This is a genomic window from Citricoccus sp. K5, from assembly GCF_902506195.1.
GTDB lineage: Bacteria > Actinomycetota > Actinomycetes > Actinomycetales > Micrococcaceae > Citricoccus.
The window spans coordinates 1,640,527-1,660,663 of record NZ_LR732817.1 but is presented as its reverse complement, the minus strand read 5'-3'; the positions used below and the strand labels follow the sequence as shown (position 1 = coordinate 1,660,663).

The 20,137-nt window shown below is 68.6% G+C and carries 16 protein-coding genes; 5 read left to right on the top strand and 11 right to left on the bottom strand.

All coding sequences use genetic code 11. The annotated features are described in order from the left end of the window. Positions 1–14 precede the first annotated feature (14 nt). Entirely contained in the window at positions 15–896 is an 882-nt protein-coding gene (gene map, locus BOSE125_RS07405; RefSeq protein WP_159554888.1) for a type I methionyl aminopeptidase, read from the bottom strand. 163 nt (positions 897–1,059) lie between these two features. On the opposite strand from map, the gene BOSE125_RS07400 reads away from it, so the two are divergent. Continuing rightward, on the top strand, positions 1,060–1,230 hold the full coding sequence (locus tag BOSE125_RS07400) for an SPOR domain-containing protein (RefSeq protein ID WP_159551337.1): 171 nt from the start codon (positions 1,060–1,062) through the stop codon (positions 1,228–1,230). A gap of 10 nt (positions 1,231–1,240) precedes the next feature. Here the strand turns inward: BOSE125_RS07400 and panB are convergent, their stop codons facing one another. After that, positions 1,241–2,083, bottom strand: a complete 843-nt coding sequence (panB, locus tag BOSE125_RS07395; protein ID WP_159551335.1) for a 3-methyl-2-oxobutanoate hydroxymethyltransferase — start codon at positions 2,081–2,083, stop codon at positions 1,241–1,243. Between the two features lie 94 nt (positions 2,084–2,177). On the opposite strand from panB, the gene glnA (BOSE125_RS07390) reads away from it, so the two are divergent. Together glnA (BOSE125_RS07390) and BOSE125_RS07385 are read left to right on the top strand one after the other, a co-directional pair. Beyond that, the gene (glnA, locus tag BOSE125_RS07390; protein ID WP_159551333.1) at positions 2,178–3,518 is read left to right on the top strand and encodes a type I glutamate--ammonia ligase; all 1,341 of its coding nucleotides are present in this window, start codon (positions 2,178–2,180) and stop codon (positions 3,516–3,518) included. A gap of 6 nt (positions 3,519–3,524) precedes the next feature. Further along, positions 3,525–6,719, top strand: coding sequence for a bifunctional [glutamine synthetase] adenylyltransferase/[glutamine synthetase]-adenylyl-L-tyrosine phosphorylase (locus BOSE125_RS07385; protein ID WP_159551331.1), 3,195 nt, complete (start codon positions 3,525–3,527; stop codon positions 6,717–6,719). A 240-nt stretch (positions 6,720–6,959) separates the two neighbouring features. Here the strand turns inward: BOSE125_RS07385 and BOSE125_RS07380 are convergent, their stop codons facing one another. Together BOSE125_RS07380 and glnA (BOSE125_RS07375) are read right to left on the bottom strand one after the other, a co-directional pair. Further along, the gene (locus tag BOSE125_RS07380) at positions 6,960–7,943 is read right to left on the bottom strand and encodes an LLM class flavin-dependent oxidoreductase (RefSeq protein ID WP_159551329.1); all 984 of its coding nucleotides are present in this window, start codon (positions 7,941–7,943) and stop codon (positions 6,960–6,962) included. Between the two features lie 191 nt (positions 7,944–8,134). Then, complete coding sequence (glnA, locus tag BOSE125_RS07375) at positions 8,135–9,559, bottom strand: type I glutamate--ammonia ligase (RefSeq protein ID WP_159551327.1); 1,425 nt, start codon at positions 9,557–9,559, stop codon at positions 8,135–8,137. Between the two features lie 198 nt (positions 9,560–9,757). Here glnA (BOSE125_RS07375) and BOSE125_RS07370 point away from each other — a divergent pair, with 198 nt between their 5' ends. Then, positions 9,758–10,291 carry an RDD family protein gene (locus tag BOSE125_RS07370; RefSeq protein WP_371300579.1) on the top strand — a complete coding sequence of 178 codons (534 nt, stop codon included), beginning with the start codon at positions 9,758–9,760 and terminating at the stop codon, positions 10,289–10,291. Positions 10,292–10,330: 39 nt separating this feature from the next. Here BOSE125_RS07370 and BOSE125_RS07365 read toward each other — a convergent pair whose 3' ends face one another. From BOSE125_RS07365 to lipB, 3 genes are read right to left on the bottom strand one after another with little or no spacing between them, the layout of a single operon-like run. Then, on the bottom strand, positions 10,331–11,155 hold the full coding sequence (locus BOSE125_RS07365; protein ID WP_159551325.1) for a DUF4191 domain-containing protein: 825 nt from the start codon (positions 11,153–11,155) through the stop codon (positions 10,331–10,333). Positions 11,156–11,167: 12 nt separating this feature from the next. Next, complete coding sequence (lipA, locus tag BOSE125_RS07360) at positions 11,168–12,172, bottom strand: lipoyl synthase (protein WP_159551323.1); 1,005 nt, start codon at positions 12,170–12,172, stop codon at positions 11,168–11,170. Continuing rightward, a complete protein-coding gene (lipB, locus tag BOSE125_RS07355; RefSeq protein WP_159551321.1) occupies positions 12,169–12,921 on the bottom strand; it encodes a lipoyl(octanoyl) transferase LipB in 753 nt (250 codons plus the stop codon). The genes lipA and lipB overlap by 4 nt, the downstream gene beginning before the upstream one ends. Positions 12,922–13,032: 111 nt before the next feature. Here lipB and BOSE125_RS07350 point away from each other — a divergent pair, with 111 nt between their 5' ends. Beyond that, on the top strand, positions 13,033–14,562 hold the full coding sequence (locus tag BOSE125_RS07350) for a serine/threonine-protein kinase (RefSeq protein WP_159551319.1): 1,530 nt from the start codon (positions 13,033–13,035) through the stop codon (positions 14,560–14,562). A 99-nt stretch (positions 14,563–14,661) separates the two neighbouring features. On the opposite strand, the gene BOSE125_RS07345 is transcribed toward BOSE125_RS07350, so the two are convergent. The 4 genes from BOSE125_RS07345 to BOSE125_RS07330 form a co-directional block, all read right to left on the bottom strand. Further along, positions 14,662–15,021: a hypothetical protein gene (locus BOSE125_RS07345; protein WP_159551317.1), complete on the bottom strand. Its 360-nt coding sequence runs from the start codon at positions 15,019–15,021 to the stop codon at positions 14,662–14,664. A 3-nt stretch (positions 15,022–15,024) separates the two neighbouring features. Next, entirely contained in the window at positions 15,025–16,905 is a 1,881-nt protein-coding gene (sucB, locus tag BOSE125_RS07340; RefSeq protein WP_159551315.1) for a 2-oxoglutarate dehydrogenase, E2 component, dihydrolipoamide succinyltransferase, read from the bottom strand. A 103-nt stretch (positions 16,906–17,008) separates the two neighbouring features. Further along, the gene (gene lpdA, locus BOSE125_RS07335; RefSeq protein WP_159551313.1) at positions 17,009–18,388 is read right to left on the bottom strand and encodes a dihydrolipoyl dehydrogenase; all 1,380 of its coding nucleotides are present in this window, start codon (positions 18,386–18,388) and stop codon (positions 17,009–17,011) included. A gap of 122 nt (positions 18,389–18,510) precedes the next feature. Continuing rightward, positions 18,511–20,061: a leucyl aminopeptidase gene (locus tag BOSE125_RS07330; protein ID WP_159554884.1), complete on the bottom strand. Its 1,551-nt coding sequence runs from the start codon at positions 20,059–20,061 to the stop codon at positions 18,511–18,513. Positions 20,062–20,137: the final 76 nt, after the last annotated feature.

Here is a 20,137-nt window from a genome sequence, read left to right as displayed (position 1 = left end):
GAGAGGTGGGCCGGTCAGGGAAGCGTCAGGATGTCCGCGCCGTCGTCCGTGACCACGAGGGTGTGCTCGAACTGTGCGGTGCGCTGACGGTCCCGGGTGACCACGGTCCAGTCGTCGTCCCACATGTCCCAGCGGATGGTGCCGAGGGTGATCATCGGCTCGATGGTGAAGACCATGCCGGGGACCATCACGGTGCTGTGCGCGGGGGCGGCATCGAAATGGGGGATGACGAGCCCGGAGTGGAATTCACGGCCCACGCCGTGGCCGATGAAGTCCCGGACCACCCCATAGCCGAAGCGTTTGGCATAGGACTCGATGGCCCGGCCGATGACGTTGATCTCGCGACCGGGGCGGACGGCCTTGATGCCGCGCATCATGGCCTCGTGGGTGCGCTCCACCAGCAGCCGGGACTCCTCATCCACGGTGCCGACCAGGTAGGTCATGTTGTGGTCCCCGTGGTGCCCGTCCAGGTAGGCGGTGATGTCGAGGTTGACGATGTCCCCGTCCTCCAGCACGGTGTCATCCGGGATGCCGTGGCAGATCACCTCGTTCAGCGAGGTGCAGATGGCCTTCGGGAAGCCCTTGTAGCCGAGGCAGGACGGGTAGGCGCCGTGATCGCAGATGAACTCGTGCGCGATCCGGTCCAGCTCACCCGTAGTGACGCCGGGGGCGATGTGCCGGGCTGCCTCCTCCATGGCCTGGGCGGCGATCCGGCCGGCCGCGCGGATCTTCGCGATCCCCTCGGCATCGTAGACGTCAGAGCCGTTGCCCTCGTCCGCCGTGGTCCGTCCCACGTATTCCGGCCGCTCGATGTGCGCCGGAACGGGAAGGGCGGGAGCGACGACGCCCGGCGTCAGGGTGCCCACCGGCGCCTTGGAGCCCGGTTCGCCCCGCATCGGGCCCTCCGGGGCCGGACCGTTGTGGCTGGTCGAGGGCCCCGAGGGAGCCGGGGCGGTCGAGGCGGGACGGGTGTTCGTCTGAGGGCTGTGGGACATGACTCGATCCTATCGCCGCCGAAGGCACCGGGCGGGCCGGCTGGAGCGCCGATAGGGTGAGCCCATGAGCGAATACTGGTACAACGTCATCACGAAGCAGGTCGAGGAAGGCCCGCAGTCAGACTGGTCGAAGCTGCTGGGGCCCTACCAGTCCCGCACCGAGGCCGAGGGCGCCATCGCGCAGGTGCAGGCGAACAACGAGCGCTGGGATGACGCGGAGGAGGAGGAAGGGTAGGCCGGCCCGGTCAGGACTCGAAGCCGTGCTCGGCTGCCGGGAACGTGCCCTCGAGCACGTCCCGGCGGTAGTCGGTGACCGCCGCTGAGACCACCGAGTGCAGGTCTGCGTACTGCTTCACGAAGCGCGGCATCCTGTCGGTCCGCAGGCCGAGCATGTCCTGCCACACCAGGACCTGGCCGGTGGTGGCGGGCCCGGCCCCGATGCCGACGGTGGGCACGCGCAGCGCCTCGTCCACCTGGCGGGCTATGTCCGAGGGGACCATCTCCATCAGCACGGCGAAGGCACCGGCATCCTGCAGCACGGTCGCCTCGCGCACCATCGACTCGGCGGCGCCCTCGGTGCGGCCCTGGACCCGGTATCCGCCCAGGACGTTCTCGGATTGGGGGGTGAAGCCGATGTGGGCCATGACGGGGACTCCGGCGTCCGTCATCATGCGCACGTGCTCGGCGTAGCGGACTCCACCCTCCATCTTCACGGCGTGGACGCCGGCCTCCTTGACGAGCCGGATGGCACTCTCGGTCGCCTGCTGGGGGGACAGCTCATAGGAGCCGAAGGGCAGATCGCACAGCACCATGGCGTGACGGGTCCCGCGGACCACGGATCCGGCGTAGACGATCATCTCGTCGAGCGTGATCGGCAGGGTGGTGGCATGGCCCATCATGGTGTTGGCCGCCGAGTCACCCACGAGGATCGTCTCGATGCCCGCGTCGTCGAAGACCTGGGCCATCTGGAAGTCGTAGGCCGTGAGCATCGCGAAGCGCCGGCCGTCATCCTTGGCCCTCTGGAGGTGCACGGTGCGGTAACGGGCAGGAGTCGGTGCGGCGTAGGGCGCGGTTTCTTTCTCAGCCATGGCCGCAGTCTAGCGGCCCGTCATCCGGCGCTGACCGGGCCGGGCACACTACAGTGGGAGCATTCGCACGATCCGACAGGAGGCCGCCAGAGACATGGATCGCCAACAGGAGTTTGTCCTCAGGACCATAGAGGACCGGGACGTGCGTTTCGTGCGACTGTGGTTCACCGACGTGACCGGCACGCTGAAGTCGGTCGCATTGGCACCGGCCGAGGTCGAGGGGGCCTTCGCCGAGGGGCTGGGCTTCGACGGGTCCTCGATCGACGGGTACACCCGGATCTTCGAGTCGGACATGCTGCTGCAGCCGGACCCCTCGACCTTCCAGATCCTGCCGTGGCGCGGCGAGGACGAGCCCACCTCGCGAATGTTCTGTGACGTGCTCACCCCGGACGGAGAGCCCTCCGCCGCCGATCCCCGCCAGGTGCTGCGCCGTCAGCTGTCCCGCGCCGCGGACATGGGCTTCACGTTCTACACGCACCCCGAGATCGAGTTCTACCTCCTCCAGTCCAAGGACCCCGGCCCGGACGGCCAGCCCGTCCCGGTGGACCAGGCCGGGTACTTCGACCACGAGCCCGGCGGCGTCGCCACGGACTTCCGCCGCCACGCGGTCAACATGCTCGAGGCGATCGGCATCTCGGTGGAGTTCAGCCACCACGAGTCCGGTCCCGGGCAGAACGAGATCGACCTGCGCTACGCGGATGCCCTGCAGACGGCCGACAACATCATGACGTTCCGCACCGTGATCAAGGAGGTCGCCCAGCTCCAGGGCAACTACGCGACCTTCATGCCGAAACCGTTCGGCCAGCATGCCGGTTCCGGGATGCACACCCATTTCTCCCTGTTCGAGGGCGACTCGAACGCATTCTTCGAGCCCAGTGCCGAGTTCCACCTCTCCACCACGGGGCGCCGGTTCATCGCCGGGCTGCTGCACCACAGCATGGAGATCACGGCCATCACCAACCAGTTCGTGAACTCGTACAAGCGTCTCTGGGGCGGCGGTGAGGCTCCGTCCTACGTGTCCTGGGGCCACAACAACCGTTCCGCCCTGGTCCGTGTCCCCCTGTACAAGCCGGACAAGGCCGGTTCGGCTCGCGTCGAGTACCGAGGGATCGATGCCTCCGCGAACCCGTACCTGACCTACGCGGTCCTCCTGGCCGCCGGCCTGAAGGGAATCGAGGAGGAGTACGAGCTGCCGGAGGCCGCCGCCGAGGACATCAGCGCGCTCACCTCCACGGAACGCCGGGCTCTGGGCCACGACTCGCTGCCCGGTACCCTGCATGACGCCCTGCGGATCATGGAGGACTCCGAGTTCGTGGCCGAGGTGCTGGGGGAGACGGTCTTCGAGAACTTCCTGCGGAACAAGCGCCAGGAGTGGGACGAGTACCGGGTCGAGGTCACGCCGTTCGAACTGCAGCGCAATCTCGGCATCCTCTGATCCGGCATGATCACCCCGGCATCGGAGAATAGCGGGCCCGGACGGAAGTCCTTGGTCAGTGCCGGCTTCTCCGACTGGGCCCGCGCCCGCGAGCTGTTGGCCTCCCCGGAACTGGGATCCCTGGACCAGCAGGAGATCGTGAGCGTCCTCGCGAACGCCCCGGACCCGGACCAGGCCCTGATCCTGTTCGTCCGGCTGCTGGAGCGGGCCCCGACCCTGGTAGGGGTGCTGGAGGACCCGGTGCGTTCCCGGGCGGTGGCACGACTGCTGGGCGCCTCCGAGGCACTGGGGGAGTTCCTCATCCGCCGGCCGGATCACATCGACCTGCTCGTGGACCCGGCCGGCGCAGCCCGCACCGCTCCCGCCCTGGGACCGGACGGCCTCGCGGCGGACACGGCCCCCTTGCGGACTCTGCTCCTGGAGGCTGTCGGGGCGGATGCCGCCGCGGCCCGCCCGGTGGCCACGCTCCGCGGCAAGGAGGCAGCCGCGGCTCTGCGGATCGCCTATCGCCGGCAGCTCACGGCCCTGGCCATCCAGGATCTGACGGGGCGGAATCCGCGGGAGTCGGAGCCGGCGGTCTCCGCGTGGCTGGCAGACCTGGCCGGCGCCGCGATCGAGGCGGGCCTCGCCGCCTCCCGGGCGGACGCCGTCGAGCAATTCGGCCAGGACGCAGACCGGGTGGATGTGGCCGTCATCGGGATGGGCAAATGCGGCGCCCGGGAACTGAACTACATCTCGGACGTAGACGTCATCTTCGTCCACGCCTCAGGCCTGGAGGACGACCATCACGCGGCTGTCATCGCCACGGCCCTGGTCTCCGGGATCTCGAAGTACACCACGGCGGGGGCCCCTGAACAGGGCCTGTGGGAGATCGACGCGAACCTGCGCCCCGAGGGCAAGGACGGGGTACTGTCCCGCACGGTGGAGTCCCATGGGGAGTACTACCGCCGCTGGGCCCACACCTGGGAGTTCCAGGCCCTGCTCAAGGCCCGGCCCATCGCCGGCGACCCAGACCTGGGCCGTGAGTACATCGACGCGATCTGGCCGTTGGTCTGGACCAGCTCGGAGCGGGACGGCTTCGTCTCATCCGTCCAGCAGATGCGGCGCCGAGTCCTGGACAACATCGCCCATCAGAACCGGGACCGGGAGATCAAGCTGGGGGCCGGCGGCCTGCGGGACGTGGAGTTCACGGTCCAGTTGCTCCAGCTCGTCCACGGCAAGACCGAGGAGTCCGTCCGGGTCCGGAACACCCTGGACGCCATTGACGCCCTGGAGAACAGCTCGTACATCGGACGCTCGGACGCCGAGTCCTTTGCCGGCGCCTACCGGTACCTGAGGCTGCTCGAGCACCGGATCCAGCTGGTCCACCTGCGCCGGACGCACCTCATGCCGGACAAGCCGCACGCCCTGTGGGTCCTGGCCCGGGCGGCCAAGGGCCCCGGTGAACCCGGCCCCTCGGATGCCGCGGCCCTGACCTCACTCTGGAAGCGGACCCGCAAGGGCGTGCGCTCCCTGCACGAGAAGATCTTCTACCGGCCGCTGCTGTCCACCACGGCGGCGCTGTCCGCCGATGAGGCCAAACTGACCCCGGAGGCGGTGCGCCAGCGCCTCGCCGCCCTGGGCTACCAGGATCCGGCCGGCGCGGTGAAGCACATCGAGGCCCTCACCACCGGGGTGTCCCGCCGCGCGGCGCTGCAGCGCCAACTGCTGCCGGTGATGCTCGGTTGGTTGGCCAACGGTCCCAATCCCGACGGCGGCCTGCTGGGATTCCGCCGGCTCTCGGAATCGCTGGGCTCCTCACCATGGTTCCTGGGCATGCTGCGGGACTCATCGGCGGCCGCCGAGCGGCTGTGCCAGATCCTCTCGCTATCCTCCTACATCTCGGACATGCTGGAGCATCGGCCAGAGGCCGCCGCCTGGCTGGGGCGGGACCGCGAGCTGGTCCCCATGCCGTTCGAGACGCAGTGGCAGGAGATCCAGGCCAAGATGTCCCGGCACCCTGATCCGGAGGAGGCGATCCGCCAGATCAGGCTCATCCGACAGCGGGAGATCCTGCGGACTGCTATCGCCGATGCCTCCGGGCTGCTGGACCGGGACACCGTGGGCCGTGCGCTCTCCGACGCCGACCGCGCGGCCGTGCTGGGTGCGCTGCACGTTGCGGAGAACACCCTCTTCGGCCACCCCGACCACCGGACGGGGAGCCCGGGCGGTTCGACGGACACCGGGACGGTCTCGAACGGATCGAACGGGTCGAGCAGCACGGGCACGTCCACCGCGAACAGGACCAACACGGCGAATGGCCCGGCCACGGTCCGGAACGTCGAACTCACGGACCTGCTGGTGGTGGCCATGGGACGCCAGGGAGGCCGGGAGATCGCCTACGGCTCCGACCTGGACGTCATGTTCGTCCACCGTCCCCATGACGGTGCCGACCCGGAAGCCGCCCAACGCCAGGCCGTGGAGCTGTCCAAGCTCGTCATGTCCCTCCTGACCCGGCCGTGCAAGCCGCCGGTGCTGGGCGAGCGACCGCTGGTCATGGATGCGGACCTGCGGCCGGAGGGCAAGAAGGGACCGTTGGCCCGGTCCCTGGACTCCTTCCGCGAGTACTACCGCCGCTGGGCCGAGATCTGGGAGGTGCAGGCCCTGCTGAAGGCCCGGCCGGTGGCCGGCAGCGCCGAGCTGGCCGAGGAGTTCACCACCTGGTCGGACTCCGTGCGCTACGCCGGGGACCCCGGACCGGCGGCCATCCGCGAGATCCGCCGGATCAAGGCCCGCGTGGAGGCCGAACGGCTGCCCCGAGGGGCAGACCCGGCCCGGCACCTGAAGTTGGGCCGTGGCGGCCTCACGGACGTCGAGTGGCTGATCCAGACCTTGCAGCTGCAGCATGCGGCCGAGTATCCCGCGCTCCGGACGACGTCCAGCATGGCGGCCTTGAAGGTCCTCGTCCAGGAGCGACTCCTCCCGGCCGAGGACGCCGAGGTGCTGGACCGCGCGTGGCACCTGGCGACCCGGATCCGGGCTGGGAACATCGTCTGGTCCGGCAAGCCCTCGGACATGTTGCCCGCCAAGCGCCAGGACCTGGAGGCCGTGGCCCGGTGGTGCGGCTACGAGCTCGGCCAGGCGGCCCAGCTGGAGGAGGACTACCTGCGGTCCACCCGTCACGCCCGGCAGGTCTTCGAGAAGCACTTCTACGGGATTTAAGCGTCCCCGACCTCCAGTGCCTGGCCGTACTCGAGCGCGTGGGCCGCGGCATCGAAGAAGACCCCTAGCGCTGGCAACCTGCCTCCGCCATCTCCTCGCGGGTGATGGCCACCCACGGGCCGTTCGAGAACGGTGTCCGTCTCATGCGACCACCATGACCGTGGGGGGCCGGACGGGAATAGCCCTCAGGCCACGTGGGAGTGGGATCGCAACGGAATCGTCACCCTCCGGCCGCGGGGATCACCGCCGGATGATGTGCTCACCGAGGAGCTCGAGGGTGCGGTGCCGGGCCGCCAGGTCCGGGGCGGCATTGGTGATGATCAGCTCATCGGCCTGGACGCGCTCACGGAACTCATCCAGGTAGGCCTTGACGGTCTCGATGGTGCCCACCGCGGTGTACTTCATCATGGAGAGCACCTGTTCGCCGCCGGCGGAGTGCAGGAGCATGGTGACGTCATCCTCGCTCAGGTCACGGCCCCGGCCGAGCATCTGGCGGATGCGGTGGCGGTGGGCGGTCTCCAGCTGGGCATGCGCCTCGGCCTCGGTGTCCGCTGCGATCACGTTGAGCGCCGCGATGAAGTGTGGTTCGGGGACGCTCTCGGACGGTTCGAACCGGTCCCGGTAGATCGTGGCCGCGTGTTCCAGCATCTGGGGGGCGAAGTGTGAGGCGAAGGAGTAGCCCAGTCCCAGCGCCGCCGCGAGCTGTGCGCCGTACTGCGAGGATCCCAGGATGTAGAGCGGGACGTTCGTTCCGTGCCCCGGGAAGGCATCCACGCCGGGGATGAGGGATTCTCCCCGAAGATAGCCCTGCAGCTCCTTGATGTCCCGCGGGAAGGTGTCAGCCGCCGAGGGTTCGCGGCGCAAGGCCATCATGGTGCGCTGGTCCGTGCCAGGGGCGCGCCCCAGCCCGAGGTCGATCCGGCCGGGATGGATCTCCGCCAGGGTGCCGAACTGTTCGGCGATCACCAGGGGAGAGTGGTTCGGCAGCATGATGCCGCCCGAGCCCAGCCGGATCCTCTCGGTGTGGGCGGCCACGTGGGCCAGGAGCACCGAGGTGGCGGAGGACGCGATGGAGGGGAAGTTGTGGTGCTCGGCGAACCAGATCCGGTGGAAGCCCTGTTCCTCGGCCTTCTGCGCCAACTCGACGCTGGCGGCCACGGCCTCTGCGACGGGCTGCCCGGGGAGGACGGTGGACAGGTCAAGGATGGACAGCGGATAGCTCACAGGGCACCTTTCACGGGGGTTCTTCCTCCAAGGCACAGCCGTGTGGGGTGCGGTTCTATTCCCACCGGCCGGCACAGACCGGTACCGACGACGGCGGCGCCTTCGGTGACCGTACAAGGTCACCGAAGGCGCCGCCGTCGTCGAATGATGTCAGTCAGTCGCGTGGTCTCCGGCCTGAGGGCCGGGACCGGTCACACGCCGTAGTACAGCTCGAACTCGTAAGGGTTCGGGCGGATGGACAGCGGGAGGATCTCGTTCTCGCGCTTGTACTCGACCCAGGCCTGGATGAGGTCCTCGGTGAAGACATCACCGGCCAGCAGGAACTCGTGGTCCTCCTCGAGCGCGCGCAGGGCCTCTTCCAGGGACGCGGGGGCCTTCTGGATGGTGGCGGCCTCCTCGGGGGGCAGCTCGTAGAGGTCCTTGTCGATCGGCTCGGCCGGCTCGATCCGATTGCGGATGCCGTCCAGGCCGGCCATCAGCTGCGCGGCGAAGGCCAGGTAGGGGTTGCCGGACGGGTCCGGAGCGCGGAACTCCAGGCGCTTGGCCTTGGGGTTGGAGCCGGTGATCGGGATGCGGATGGCCGCGGAGCGGTTGCCCTGCGAGTACACCATGTTGATCGGAGCCTCGAAGCCCTTCACCAGGCGGCGGTAGGAGTTCACCGTGGGGTTGGTGAAGGCCAGGATCGCCGAGGCGTGCTTGAGCAGTCCGCCGATGTACCAGCGGGCGGTGTCCGAGAGGTTGGCGTAGCCCTTCTCGTCGTAGAACAGCGGTTCGCCGGCGTTCCACAGCGACTGGTGGCAGTGCATGCCGGAGCCGTTGTCACCGAAGACCGGCTTCGGCATGAAGGTGGCGGTCTTGCCGAAGGCGTCCGCGGTGTTCTTCACCACGTACTTGAACTTCATCAGGTCATCGGCGGCGTGAGTCAGCGTGTTGAACTTGTAGTTGATCTCAGCCTGGCCGGCGGCGCCGACCTCGTGGTGGGAGCGTTCGACCTCGAGGCCGACCTCGTCCAGGGCCACACAGATCGCGTCCCGCAGGTCCGCCTGCTTGTCCACGGGGGAGACGGGGAAGTAGCCGCCCTTGACCGGGGTCTTGTGGCCGAGGTTGCCCCCCTCCTCCTGGCGGCCGGAGTTCCACCAGGCCTCGTCCGAATCGACGGAATAGAAGCTGTGGTTCGGCGTGGACTGGTAGCGGACGTCCTCGAAGATGAAGAACTCGGCCTCGGAGGCGAAGTTCGCGGTGTCCGCGATACCGGTGGAGGCCAGGTACTCCTCAGCCTTCTGGGCGACGCCGCGAGGATCGCGGTGGTATGGCTCTCCGGTCCGCGGATTGACGATCGAGAAGCTCATCACGAGCGTCTTCTCCACGCGGAAGGGATCGAGGTACGCAGTGGCCACGTCCGGGATCAACTGCATGTCCGATTCGGCGATGCCCTGGAAGCCGCGGATCGAGGAGCCGTCAAACAGCTGGCCGTTCACGAAGAAGTCCTCGTCCACCGCCTTCGAGGGGAGGTTGAAGTGCTGCTGGACGCCTGGCAGGTCGGTGAAACGGACGTCCACGAAGACGACGTCCTCGTCTTGGATGAACTGCAGGACTTCCTGGGCGGTGCTGAACATCTGGTGTGCTCCTCGGGGTTCGGCTAGTGCCCCCACCTTATCGGGATGCCGTGACCCGATCGTGTCGGATGTGTTTCCGGCGTGTAACGCGGAGTCCGCCCTCGCCTCTCCGGAGAGCCCGGACGGCAGGGATCCTGGTGGGGCTCCTGGCGGGTCCGCCGGAACGCCGAAGAGTTCACGGATCGGTAGAGTGGAGCCGTGGCACGAACCCCCCAGACACCCCCTTCCTCCGGCGACGATCCTGTGGCCGGTTCCCGGCGACGCGACTCCGGACGGCATCCTGACGAACCCCTGGTGACCCGGCGGGACATGGCCGGCTGGGTGGGCGGCACAGCACGCCCGAACGCCCGGGGCCGCTGGCCCGGTGAGCGGCTGGGCCTGGCCCAGGACGGCCCCACGTCGATGGCCGGATGGGGCCGGCGCATCCTGGCCCTCCTCATCGACTGGTTCATCGCCATGATCATCTCCGCCGTGTGGTTTGAGGGGAATCCGCTGGTGACGCTCGGGTTCTTCGCCCTGATGCACGTGCTCTTGCTGAGTCTGTTCGGGACCACGATCGGCAAGCGCGTGGCCCGGATCCAGGTGGTCCGCCTGGGCGGCGCCATGGCCAAGCCGTTGCGAGTGGTCCTGCGCACCGTGCTGCTGTGCCTGGTGGTGCCGCCGGCCCTGACCGACCCGGACGGACGCGGACTCCACGATCGGCTGGCCGGCACCGTGGAGATCCGGATGTAGTCCTCTTGCCCCCGCAGACCCCTCAGCGGCGAACGCCGGCTACCGGCCCCGCATGGCCTTGCGGTCCGGGCGGGCGCGGTAGGGATCGATCCCCTTCGGGATCGGCATCTTGGTGGAGCCCAGGGAGTTCAGCCGCTTGTCGACAGCCTGGACCTCCTGCTTGGTCAGCGTCTTCTTCATCCGCTTGAGGGTCTTCGAGAGGTCGTGCAGCTCCACCTGGTCCGCGCCGTGTCCGGTCGCGAGCACCTGGATCGGGACGTTCGGCAGGAAGCGCTGCATGTTCTTGCGTTCCTTCTCCACCAGGGGGCGGACGCGGGTGGTCGGCCCCTCGGTGATGAGGACGACGCCGGGGCGGCCCACGGCACGGAAGACCGCGTCCTGGGTCTTCGGGCTGACGGCCACCGGCTGCTCCGGGACGATCCAGCCGCGGCGCAGGGTCGACAGGGCTGCGCCGGCTGCTCCGGGGCGCCCGTCGATCCGGGCGAAGGCGGCACGCTCAGCCATCCGGTTCATGATGATCACGGCGGCCAGCAGGCCGAACGGGATGGCGATGAGCAGCCAGGTGATCCAGTTGTTCAGCAGCAGGCCGACGACGAGGCCGACGACCAGGGCGCCGACGAAGGCCAGTGCCATCCACAGCACGACCTTGGGGTCGTGTGCCCGGGTCATGGAGAAGACCTCACCGAGCTGCTTGAAGACGCCCGGCTTCTTCGTGGCCTTCTTGCGTGCCTTGGTCTCGGCCTTGTTCCCCTTGGCCCGGATCTTCTCCTGTTGGCGACGTTCCTTCTGGGCGGCCTTGACCGCCCTCAGGCTTTCGCGGGTCGACTGGGAGGAGGAAGCTGCGGAATCAGTGCTCTTGGCCATAGTGGCCCCAGTCTACCGGCCCGCGAGCAGCGATGCTGCCTCTTGGCGCGTCGAACCCGACTCCTCGATGTGGGACAGGTTCGACGGCATCTCACGGCCCAGCTTGCGCATGGCCGTGGCGTACAGGCGGCCGGCGCGGTAGGACGAGCGGACCAGGGGGCCGGCCATGACGCCGGCGAAACCGATCTCCTCGGCGCGTTCGGACCAGTGCACGAACTCCTCGGGCTTGACCCACCTGTCGATCGGATGGTGCAGCTTCGAGGGGCGGACGTACTGGGTGACCGTGATGATGTCGCAGCCGGCCTCGTGCAGGTCCATGAGGGCCTGATCGATCTCCTGGTCCTCCTCGCCCATGCCCAGGATCAGGTTGGACTTGGTGAGAAGGCCATCGGCCTTGGCCATGGACAGTACGCGCAGGGACTTCTCATAGGTGAAGGCCGGGCGGATGGCCTTGAAGATCCGCGGCACGGTCTCGAGGTTGTGGGCGAAGACCTCTGGTCGGGCGTCGAAGACCACCTGGACGAGATCCGGGTCGGCCCCGAAGTCCGGGGGCAGGATCTCGATGCCGGTGTTCGGGTTCAGCTCGTGGACCTTGCGAATGGTCTCCGCGTACAGCCAGGCGGCACCGTCCTTCTGGTCGTCCCGCGCCACCCCCGTGACGGTGGTGTAGCGCAGGTTCATCTCGCGGATGTTCTCGGCCACGCGGCGCGGCTCGTCCAGGTCCAGGGGTTCGGGCTTGCCGGTGGCGATGTCGCAGAAGCCGCAGCGGCGCGTGCAGGTGTCGCCGCCGATCAGGAACGTCGCCTCACGGTCCTCCCAGCATTCGAAGATGTTGGGGCACCCGGCCTCCTCGCACACGGTGTGCAGTCCGGAGGACTTCACCTTGTTCTTGAGGTCGATGTACTCGGGACCGATCTCGACCTTCGCCTTGATCCAGTCCGGCTTGCGTTCCACGGGGACCTCGGCGTTGCGTGCTTCCACGCGCAGGAGTCGGCGGCCGTCGGGGGATGCGCTCACTGAGGTGTTCCTTCCACAAGGGTTCTCGTCGTTGCGTTGCCGTCCGCGGTTCCGGCCGGCAGGCCCTGGGGCACGGGGGCGATGTGTCCCGGTGCCAGTGCGGCGAAGTGCTCCTGGACCGTTGCCAGCACGTCTGCCGGGGTGATGGTCCGGCCGGTCTCGGCCGAGATGGTGGTGGAGCCGGCATCGGAGATGCCGCAGGCGATGATGTGCTCGTAGGGCTCCAGGGAGTTGCTGCAGTTCAGTGCGAACCCGTGCATGGAGACGCCATGGTTGACCCGTAGTCCGACGGCGGCCACCTTGCGGTCCGGCCGGGGCCGGCCGCCCCCGTCGGAATCGCCGACGATCCACACGCCGGAGCGGCCGTCGACCCTCTCACCCGTCAGGCCGTGGTCGGCCAGGGTGCGGATGATGGCCTCCTCGAGGAACCAGACATAGTCCTTGACCGCGGCCGGGTCTGCCAGTCGCACCACCGGATAGCAGACCAGCTGCCCCGGGCCGTGCCAGGTCAGCTTGCCGCCGCGGTCCACGTTCACCACGGGTGAGCCGTCGTCCGGGAGATCCTGGGGCTCGGTGCGCTTGCCGGCGGTGTAGACGGCGGTGTGCTCCAGGAACAGGACGGAGCCACTCGAGGATCCTGCGACCACCTCTGCGTGCAGCTGCTGCTGGAGGTTCCACGCCGTGAGGTAGTCGACGGTGTCCGGGGAGAGTCCCAGGACGCGGAACGGAGGCATGGTCGTCGCGGGCATGCCTCCACTGTAGCCCTGCCCCCGCAGGCTGTGGATAACCCCTGCAGAGGTGACGGGGGACCGGCAGGATGGATGACGCAGGATGACGCGTGCTGGCCGGAAGGAGACCCGATGGAATCGTCGACGCCGTGGCCTCAGGTGCCCGGTTGGGAGGTCCGGCGTGAATTGGGGCGTGGAGGCAACTCCACCGTCTGGCTGGTGGCCGACGCGGAGGGTTCTGAAGCGGCGTTGAAGATCCCGGATCACCGGGTCGAGGCGGCGGCCGAACTGCTGGACATCGAGTTGAGGGCTGTCGGAGAGCTGGACCATGATCACGTGGTGCGCCCTCTGGGGGTGGTGTCCACCGACCGCGGTCCGGGCCTGCTCAGTGAGTATCATCCCGGCGGCTCGCTGGGCGCCCTGGTCCGGGCTGCCGGACCGCTGCCCCTGGGCCAGGTCGTCACCGTGCTGGTGCCGGTCGCCCAGGCACTGCAGGCCCTCCATGAGCGCGGCGTGGTCCACGGTGACGTGTCGCCGGGAAACATTCTCTTCACGGTCATGGGCCGTCCTGCCGTCTCCGACCTGGGATCATCGCGGCTCCTGGGTGGCCCCGGCCGCCGTTTGGGGACGCCGGGGTTCTCCGCCCCGGAACTCGACCAGGATGGCGTCGCCGGGCCTCCGGACGGAGACAGCCCCGGGCTGAATCCCGCGGCAGACGTGTACTCGCTGGCCGCCGTGGGGTGGTTTGCGCTCACCGGACGTGCGCCGGCCGCCACCGCATCCCGGGCTCCACTGCCCCTGATCGTGCCGGACATCCCCTTGGACGTGGTCGAGCTCCTGGAGGCCGGCCTGGAGGAGGATCCCGCTCGTCGCCCCACCGCCGAGCGGTTCGCGATGGCATGCTACCGATGGGCCACCCCGGTCCCCGTGGACCTGTACCCCGCGGCCGGCCCGGACGTGGCGATGGAACTGCCCACCCGCCGTCGGGAGAGCGAGGGACACGACGGCGGACGCAGGGTTCGTAGACAGCGCGGTCAGCGCAGAAGACGCGGACGGCGCGGATGGTCGGTCCGGCGTGGCTGGATGCTGGGCGGGGGAGTGGCCGCCACCCTCGGGGTTGCCGTGACGGCGGGCCTGTACCTGGCTGCCCCCGAGCCGGACCCGGTGCAGGACCCGCCGGCCCGGGCAGCGGCGAACGTTCCCGCCGCCACGACGACGCCGGAGGCCGGCGAGGAAGCCGCCTCCAGTTCCCCGGAGCCGGCCGCGACGACTGGACTCGGCATGGAACAGGTCGCCGATGTGGCGGAGTCCCTAGGGGAGGCTCGCACCGAGGCACTCACGTCCTTGGACCGCCGGCAGGTGGCGGTGTACAGCCTGCCGGACTCGCCCGCCTTCGCCGAGGATGTCGGCCTGCAGGAGCAGTTGGAAGCGCAGGGCCTTCGTTTCGAGGGCTTGCGCCTGGAGACCGCGGTCACCGGCGCGATCGAACAGGCCGATGCCTCGACGGCCACTGTCCCGGTCGAACTGACGATCAGTCCCTATCGCACGGTGACGTCCAGCGGGGACACCGTGGCGGAATCCCCCACGCCCACCGTGGAACGATTCACCGTTCAACTGCAGCGGACCACGGCTGGCTGGAGGGTGAGAGAGATCCTTCCCTGACCTGCCGGACGCCCGGACTGGTGGGGCGGGTCGCTCAGAGACAGAGAAGGCGGCCGACCGAAGAACCGGTCGGCCGCCTTCAGCGGTGCGTGGCGTGGATCAGGAGTAGTCCTGCCACAGAACGGCGATCAGGATGTTGATCAACCCGAGGCCGCCCGTGGCGTGGGCCAACCCGGTCGGGACCGGCTCGCCCTTGTTCTCCTTGCGCCGGCCCAGCAGAGCCGTGATGAAGACCCCCAGGCCGACGACCAGCTTGACGCCGATCTTGGCGTGGTTCACCGGCCCGTCACCCATCTCAGCCAGGCCGGCCAGCAACAGACCGGAGACGATCATTCCCCAGGAACCCCACCACTGCGACTTGGTGACGGTCGGGTTCTTGAAGTGGGCCAGCCACCCGCCGACGATCGCGGCGGCGGAGACGATGTGGATGGCGACGAACAGAGCCGTCACGACCTCCACGGGCTACAGCCCCAGCTCGTGGGCGAACTCGCCTGCCTCGAGGCGGGCCTTGACGGTCTGCAGGAAGCGTCCGGCATCGGCACCGTCCACGAGGCGGTGGTCGTACGTCAGGCTCAGGTACATCATGTGCCGGATGGAGATGGTGTCATTGCCATCGGGATCGGTGATGACCATGGGCCGCTTGACGATGGTGCCCACGCCCAGGATCGCCACGTTGGGCTGGTTGATGATCGGGGTGTCGAACAGGGCCCCCACCGAACCGAAGTTGGTGATGGAGAAGGTCCCACCGCTGAGCTCGTCCGGGGAGATCTTGTTGTTCCGGGTCCGATCGGCCAGATCGGCGATCTTTCCGGCGATCCCGGACAGGTTCAGCGAGCCGGTGTCCTTGATCACGGGGACGAACAAGCCCTTGTCCGTGTCCACGGCGATCGCGATGTCCTCGGAATCGTGGTACGTGATCTCCGAGGTCTCCACGTTGAATTCGGCATTCAGCTTGGGGTGCTGCTTCAGCGCCTCGGCCGTGGCCTGGGTGATGAAGGGCAGGTAGGTGAGCTTCACGCCGTTCTTCTGCTGGAAACCGACCTTGGCCTTGCCTCGCAGTGCCACGATGCGGGTCATGTCGATCTCGTGGACCTGCGTCAGCTGGGCCGAGACGTCCAGGGACTCCCGCATGCGCTTGGCGATGGTCTGGCGGATGCGCGGGGCCTTTTCAGAGGTGCCGCGCTTGGCCGGGTCCACGGTGCTGGCGGCAGCGGCGGCCGGAGCCGAGGCTGCTGCCGACGGGGCGGCCTGGGCCGCCTGGGCCGGTGCGGAGTCGGACTGCTTGGCCTTGGCTGCCTCTGCGGCCACCAGGACATCCTGCTTGCGGATGCGGCCACCGACGCCGGTGCCCACCACGGTGGACAGGTCCACATCGTTCTGCTGGGCCAGTCGGCGCACGAGCGGCGTGACATAGCCCTCGCCCGGGGCCGAAGCCTGGGCCGAGGGGGCCGGCGTGGAGTCGGAAGCGGACGGTGCCGGCTTCTCCTGCTTCTGCTCAGAGCTCGGAGCCGGAGCGGACTCGGTCTGCTCTGCCTTGTCCGAGCCAGTGTCCTCGGACTTCTCCGCAGACGTGTCCTCGGACTTCGACTCGACCTTCGCTTCCGACTTCTCGGTCTTCTCCTCTGCGGGTTCCGCCGGCTTGTCCTCGGCGGTCGAACCGCCGCCGGAACCGGAACCGACGAGGGCCAGGACTGCACCGACCTCGACGGTCTCGTCCTCCTGGACCTTGATCTCCTGCAACTTGCCGGCCACGGGGGAGGGAATCTCGGTGTCCACCTTGTCGGTGGAGACCTCCAGCAGGGGCTCGTCGACCTCGACGTCGTCGCCGATCTCCTTCAGCCAGCGGGTGACGGTGCCCTCGGTGACGGACTCGCCGAGAGCGGGCAGGGTGACCTCGGTCGACTCGCCGGAGCCCTGTTCCTCAGCGTCCTCGGCGGCGACCTGCTCGGAGGAGAGCTCCTGTCCGTCGGTGCTGCTGTCGCCGGCCTCGTCGTTGGCCGGGGCCTCGGCGGGTTCCTCGGTGGAGGCATCAGCGTCGGACTCAGTGGGCTCCTCCGCGTCGGACTCAGCGGCGGCCGGAGCGTCGTCGGACGAGCCGCCGCCGGAGCCGGAACCGATACGTGCCAGCGGGGCGTCGACCTCCACGGTCTCGTCCTCCTGGACCAGGATCTCCTCGAGAATGCCGGCCACGGGGGACGGGATCTCGGTGTCCACCTTGTCGGTGGAGACTTCCACCAAGGGCTCGTCGACGGCGACCTCGTCGCCGACCTCCTTCAGCCAGCGGGTGACGGTGCCTTCGGTGACGGATTCACCAAGGGCCGGCAGGTTCACGGTTTCAGACATGTCGTCCCGTTTCTCCTCAAGTGCGTGCCGGCTGCCTGCCGGCGTGACGATGGTTGGTGGCCGACCCCTGGCGGGGCCGGCCGGTTGCTGTTCTGGGGTGCTGTCAGCCGTGCAGCGGGTGGCCGTTCAGGGCCATCGCGGCTTCGCCGAGGGATTCGTTCTGGGTCGGGTGCGCGTGGACGAAGGCGGCCACGTCCTCCGGGTAGGCCTCCCAGTTGACGATCAGCTGAGATTCACCGATCTGCTCGCTGATGCGCTTGCCGATGCCGTGGACTCCGACGATCGGCCCGTTCTTCTGACGGACCATCTTGATGATGCCCCCGGTGCCGAGGATGGACGACTTGCCGTTGCCGGCCAGGTTGTAGGTGGTGGTCTCCACGTTGGACTCCCCGAACTTCTCCTTGGCATTGGACTCGGAGTAGCCCACGGACATGATCTCCGGTTCGGTGAAGGTCACCTTGGGGATGTTCACGTCCTCGACGATGATGGGGTTGTTGCCGGCGATCTCCTCGGCCACGAAGTGACCCTGCTGGTAACCGCGGTGTGCCAGCTGGACGCCGGGGACGATGTCACCGATGGCGTAGATGTTGCCCACCCCGGTGTGCAGGCGCTCATTGGTGATGACGAAGCCCCGGTCCATGGGGATGCCCTGTTCCTCGTAGCCCAGGCCCTGGGTGACCGGGCCGCGACCCACTGCGACGAGGCAGACCTCCGCGGTGAACTCCTTGCCGTCCGCCAGGGTGACCTTGACGCCGTCCCCGGTCTCCTCGACCTTCTCGAAGAAGGTGCCCAGGTTTGACTTGATGCCCTTCTTCTTGAACTCGCGCTCCAGGATCTTGATGATCTCCGGATCCTCGTTCGGGACCAGGTGGTCCAGGCCCTCGATGATGGTGACGTCCACACCGAACGAGTTCCAGGCGGAGGCGAACTCGGACCCGATGACGCCGCCACCGAGGATGATGGCGGACTTCGGGGTGTAGTCGAGCTCAAGGGCCTCGGTGGAGGTCATGATCTTGCCGCCGATCGGCAGGCCGAAGGTCTTGGCCTCGGAGCCGGACGCCAGGATGATGTTCTTCCCGGTGTAGCGGGTCCCACCGACCTCGATCTGGTTCTGGGAGACGAGCTTGCCCTCACCCTCGATGACCTGGACCTTGCGCATCTTCAGCAGGCCGGTGAGGCCCTTGTACTTGCCGGCGACGATCCCGTCCTTGTAGGACTTCACCCCGGCCATGTCCACGGACTCGAGGGTCGTGTGGACGCCGTACTTCGCGGAGTTGCGGGCGTCGTCGGCCAGCTCGGCGGCATGCAGGTACGCCTTCGTCGGGATGCAGCCCCAGTGCAGGCAGGTGCCACCCAGCTTGGCCTTCTCGATCAGTCCCACGGTCATCCCGTATTGGACAGACCGCAGCGCGGCGGCATAGCCGGCGGAGCCACCGCCGAGGATGAGTACGTCGAATTCCTGGGCGGTTGCCTCTTCGGCCACGATGGTGCTCCTCACAATCAGGTGCCAGGGTCTCCGGCACCCTTCGGGGTTGGGTGACGATCCCGTCGGGATCGTCGCTGTGATGCCTGGGTTTTACCTTAGCCGCACGGGACCACTGCCTTCTACTTCCCGCGCGGCAGACCGGCACGTCGTTCGAGGAAGGCCACCAGGGTCCGGACCATGACGCCGGTGGCGTCCTTGGGTGTGTAGCCATAGGCGCCGGAGTCGTTGAAGGATGGGCCGGCGATGTCCAGGTGGGCCCAGGGAGTGGGCTCGGCCCCGGCCGCCCCGGGGGCGCGGCCGGCGTCGACGAACTCCCGCAGGAAGGCGGCTGCCGTCATCATCCCGCCGAACCGGTCGCCCACATTGGACAGGTCCGCGACCGTGGAGTCCAGCGAGGCCCGCTGGTCCTCCGGGATCGGCATGGCCCAGGCGGTCTCCCCGCTGGCGTCGGCCGCGGCCACGAGGTCGGTGCGCAGGTCCTCCGTGCCCATCACCCCGGTGGTCCGGTTGCCGAGGGCGATCATCTGCGCGCCGGTGAGGGTCGCGATGTCGATCACCGCGTCCGGCGTCTCATCGGTCGCGGCCACCAGCCCGTCGGCCATCACCAGGCGGCCCTCGGCGTCGGTGTTCATGACCTCGACCGTCTTGCCGCCGTACATCGTGATGACGTCGGAGGGGCGCTGGGCCGTGGCGGAGGGCATGTTCTCGGCCATGCACAGCCAACCGGTGACCTTGACGGGCAGTTCGAGTTCGGCCGCGGCGGCGACCACGGTCGCCACGGTCGCCGCGCCGGCCATGTCCGATTTCATCGTCGTCATGGACGTCGGCGGCTTCAGGGACAGGCCGCCGGAATCGAACGTGATGCCCTTGCCGACGAAGGCGATGTGCGGGGCGTTCCGGCCGGCCGCTGCCGGCGTGTACTCGAGCTTGACCAGCCGTGGTGGGCGCGTGGAGCCCTTGCCGACGTTGAGGATGCCGCCGAATCCGTCCTTCTCCAGCTTCTTCTCATCCCACACAGTGACCTTGATCGGCAGGCTCCGCACGGCCTCGGCCACCTCCTCGGCGAAGGACGCCGGGAACAGGTGGGACGGGGGCGTGTTGACCAGGTCCCGGGTCGCACGGACCGCGCGGCCCACGACGGCGGCGCGCTGCAGCACCGGCCCGGTCACCTTGGGCTTCAGGGACGTCACGACGGCGGCGTGCTCCACCGGGTTCTTCGCCTTCTCCCGGGCCTCGGCCGACCGGAAGGCGGTGAACGAGTAGGCGGCCAGGGCGGCTCCCTCGGCGACCGCACCCAGCAACTCGGGGGTCTCGGCCGGCAGGCCCAGGGCAACGGACGGGGTCCCCGAGAGCTGGCGGACGGCTGCCCCGGAGGCTCGGCGCAAGGCCTCGGTGGACACCCCCGCGCCCGGCTCGCCGGTGATCCGGCCGACGCCGGTCAGCACCAGCAGGGGGAACGGCAGGGGATCCAGCCCCGGGATCCGCACGACTTCGTCGGCGGCACCCGTGACGCCGAGTGCCTCGAGCGAATCCGCCAGGGCGCGCGCGCCGGCGTCGGGAAGCGGGTTCGGCAACAGCACCGGCCCGTCATCGGTGGAGCAGACGCCGACGACCAGGGCCGAGGCGGCATTCTTGCTGTTCTGGGACAGCTTGGGTCCGATGGCGGTCAGGACAGGGCTGAAATAGTTGATCACGTGGGTGGTTCCCCTCGGTGGCAATGGTCGTGGGTGGTTGATCCGTTCTGCC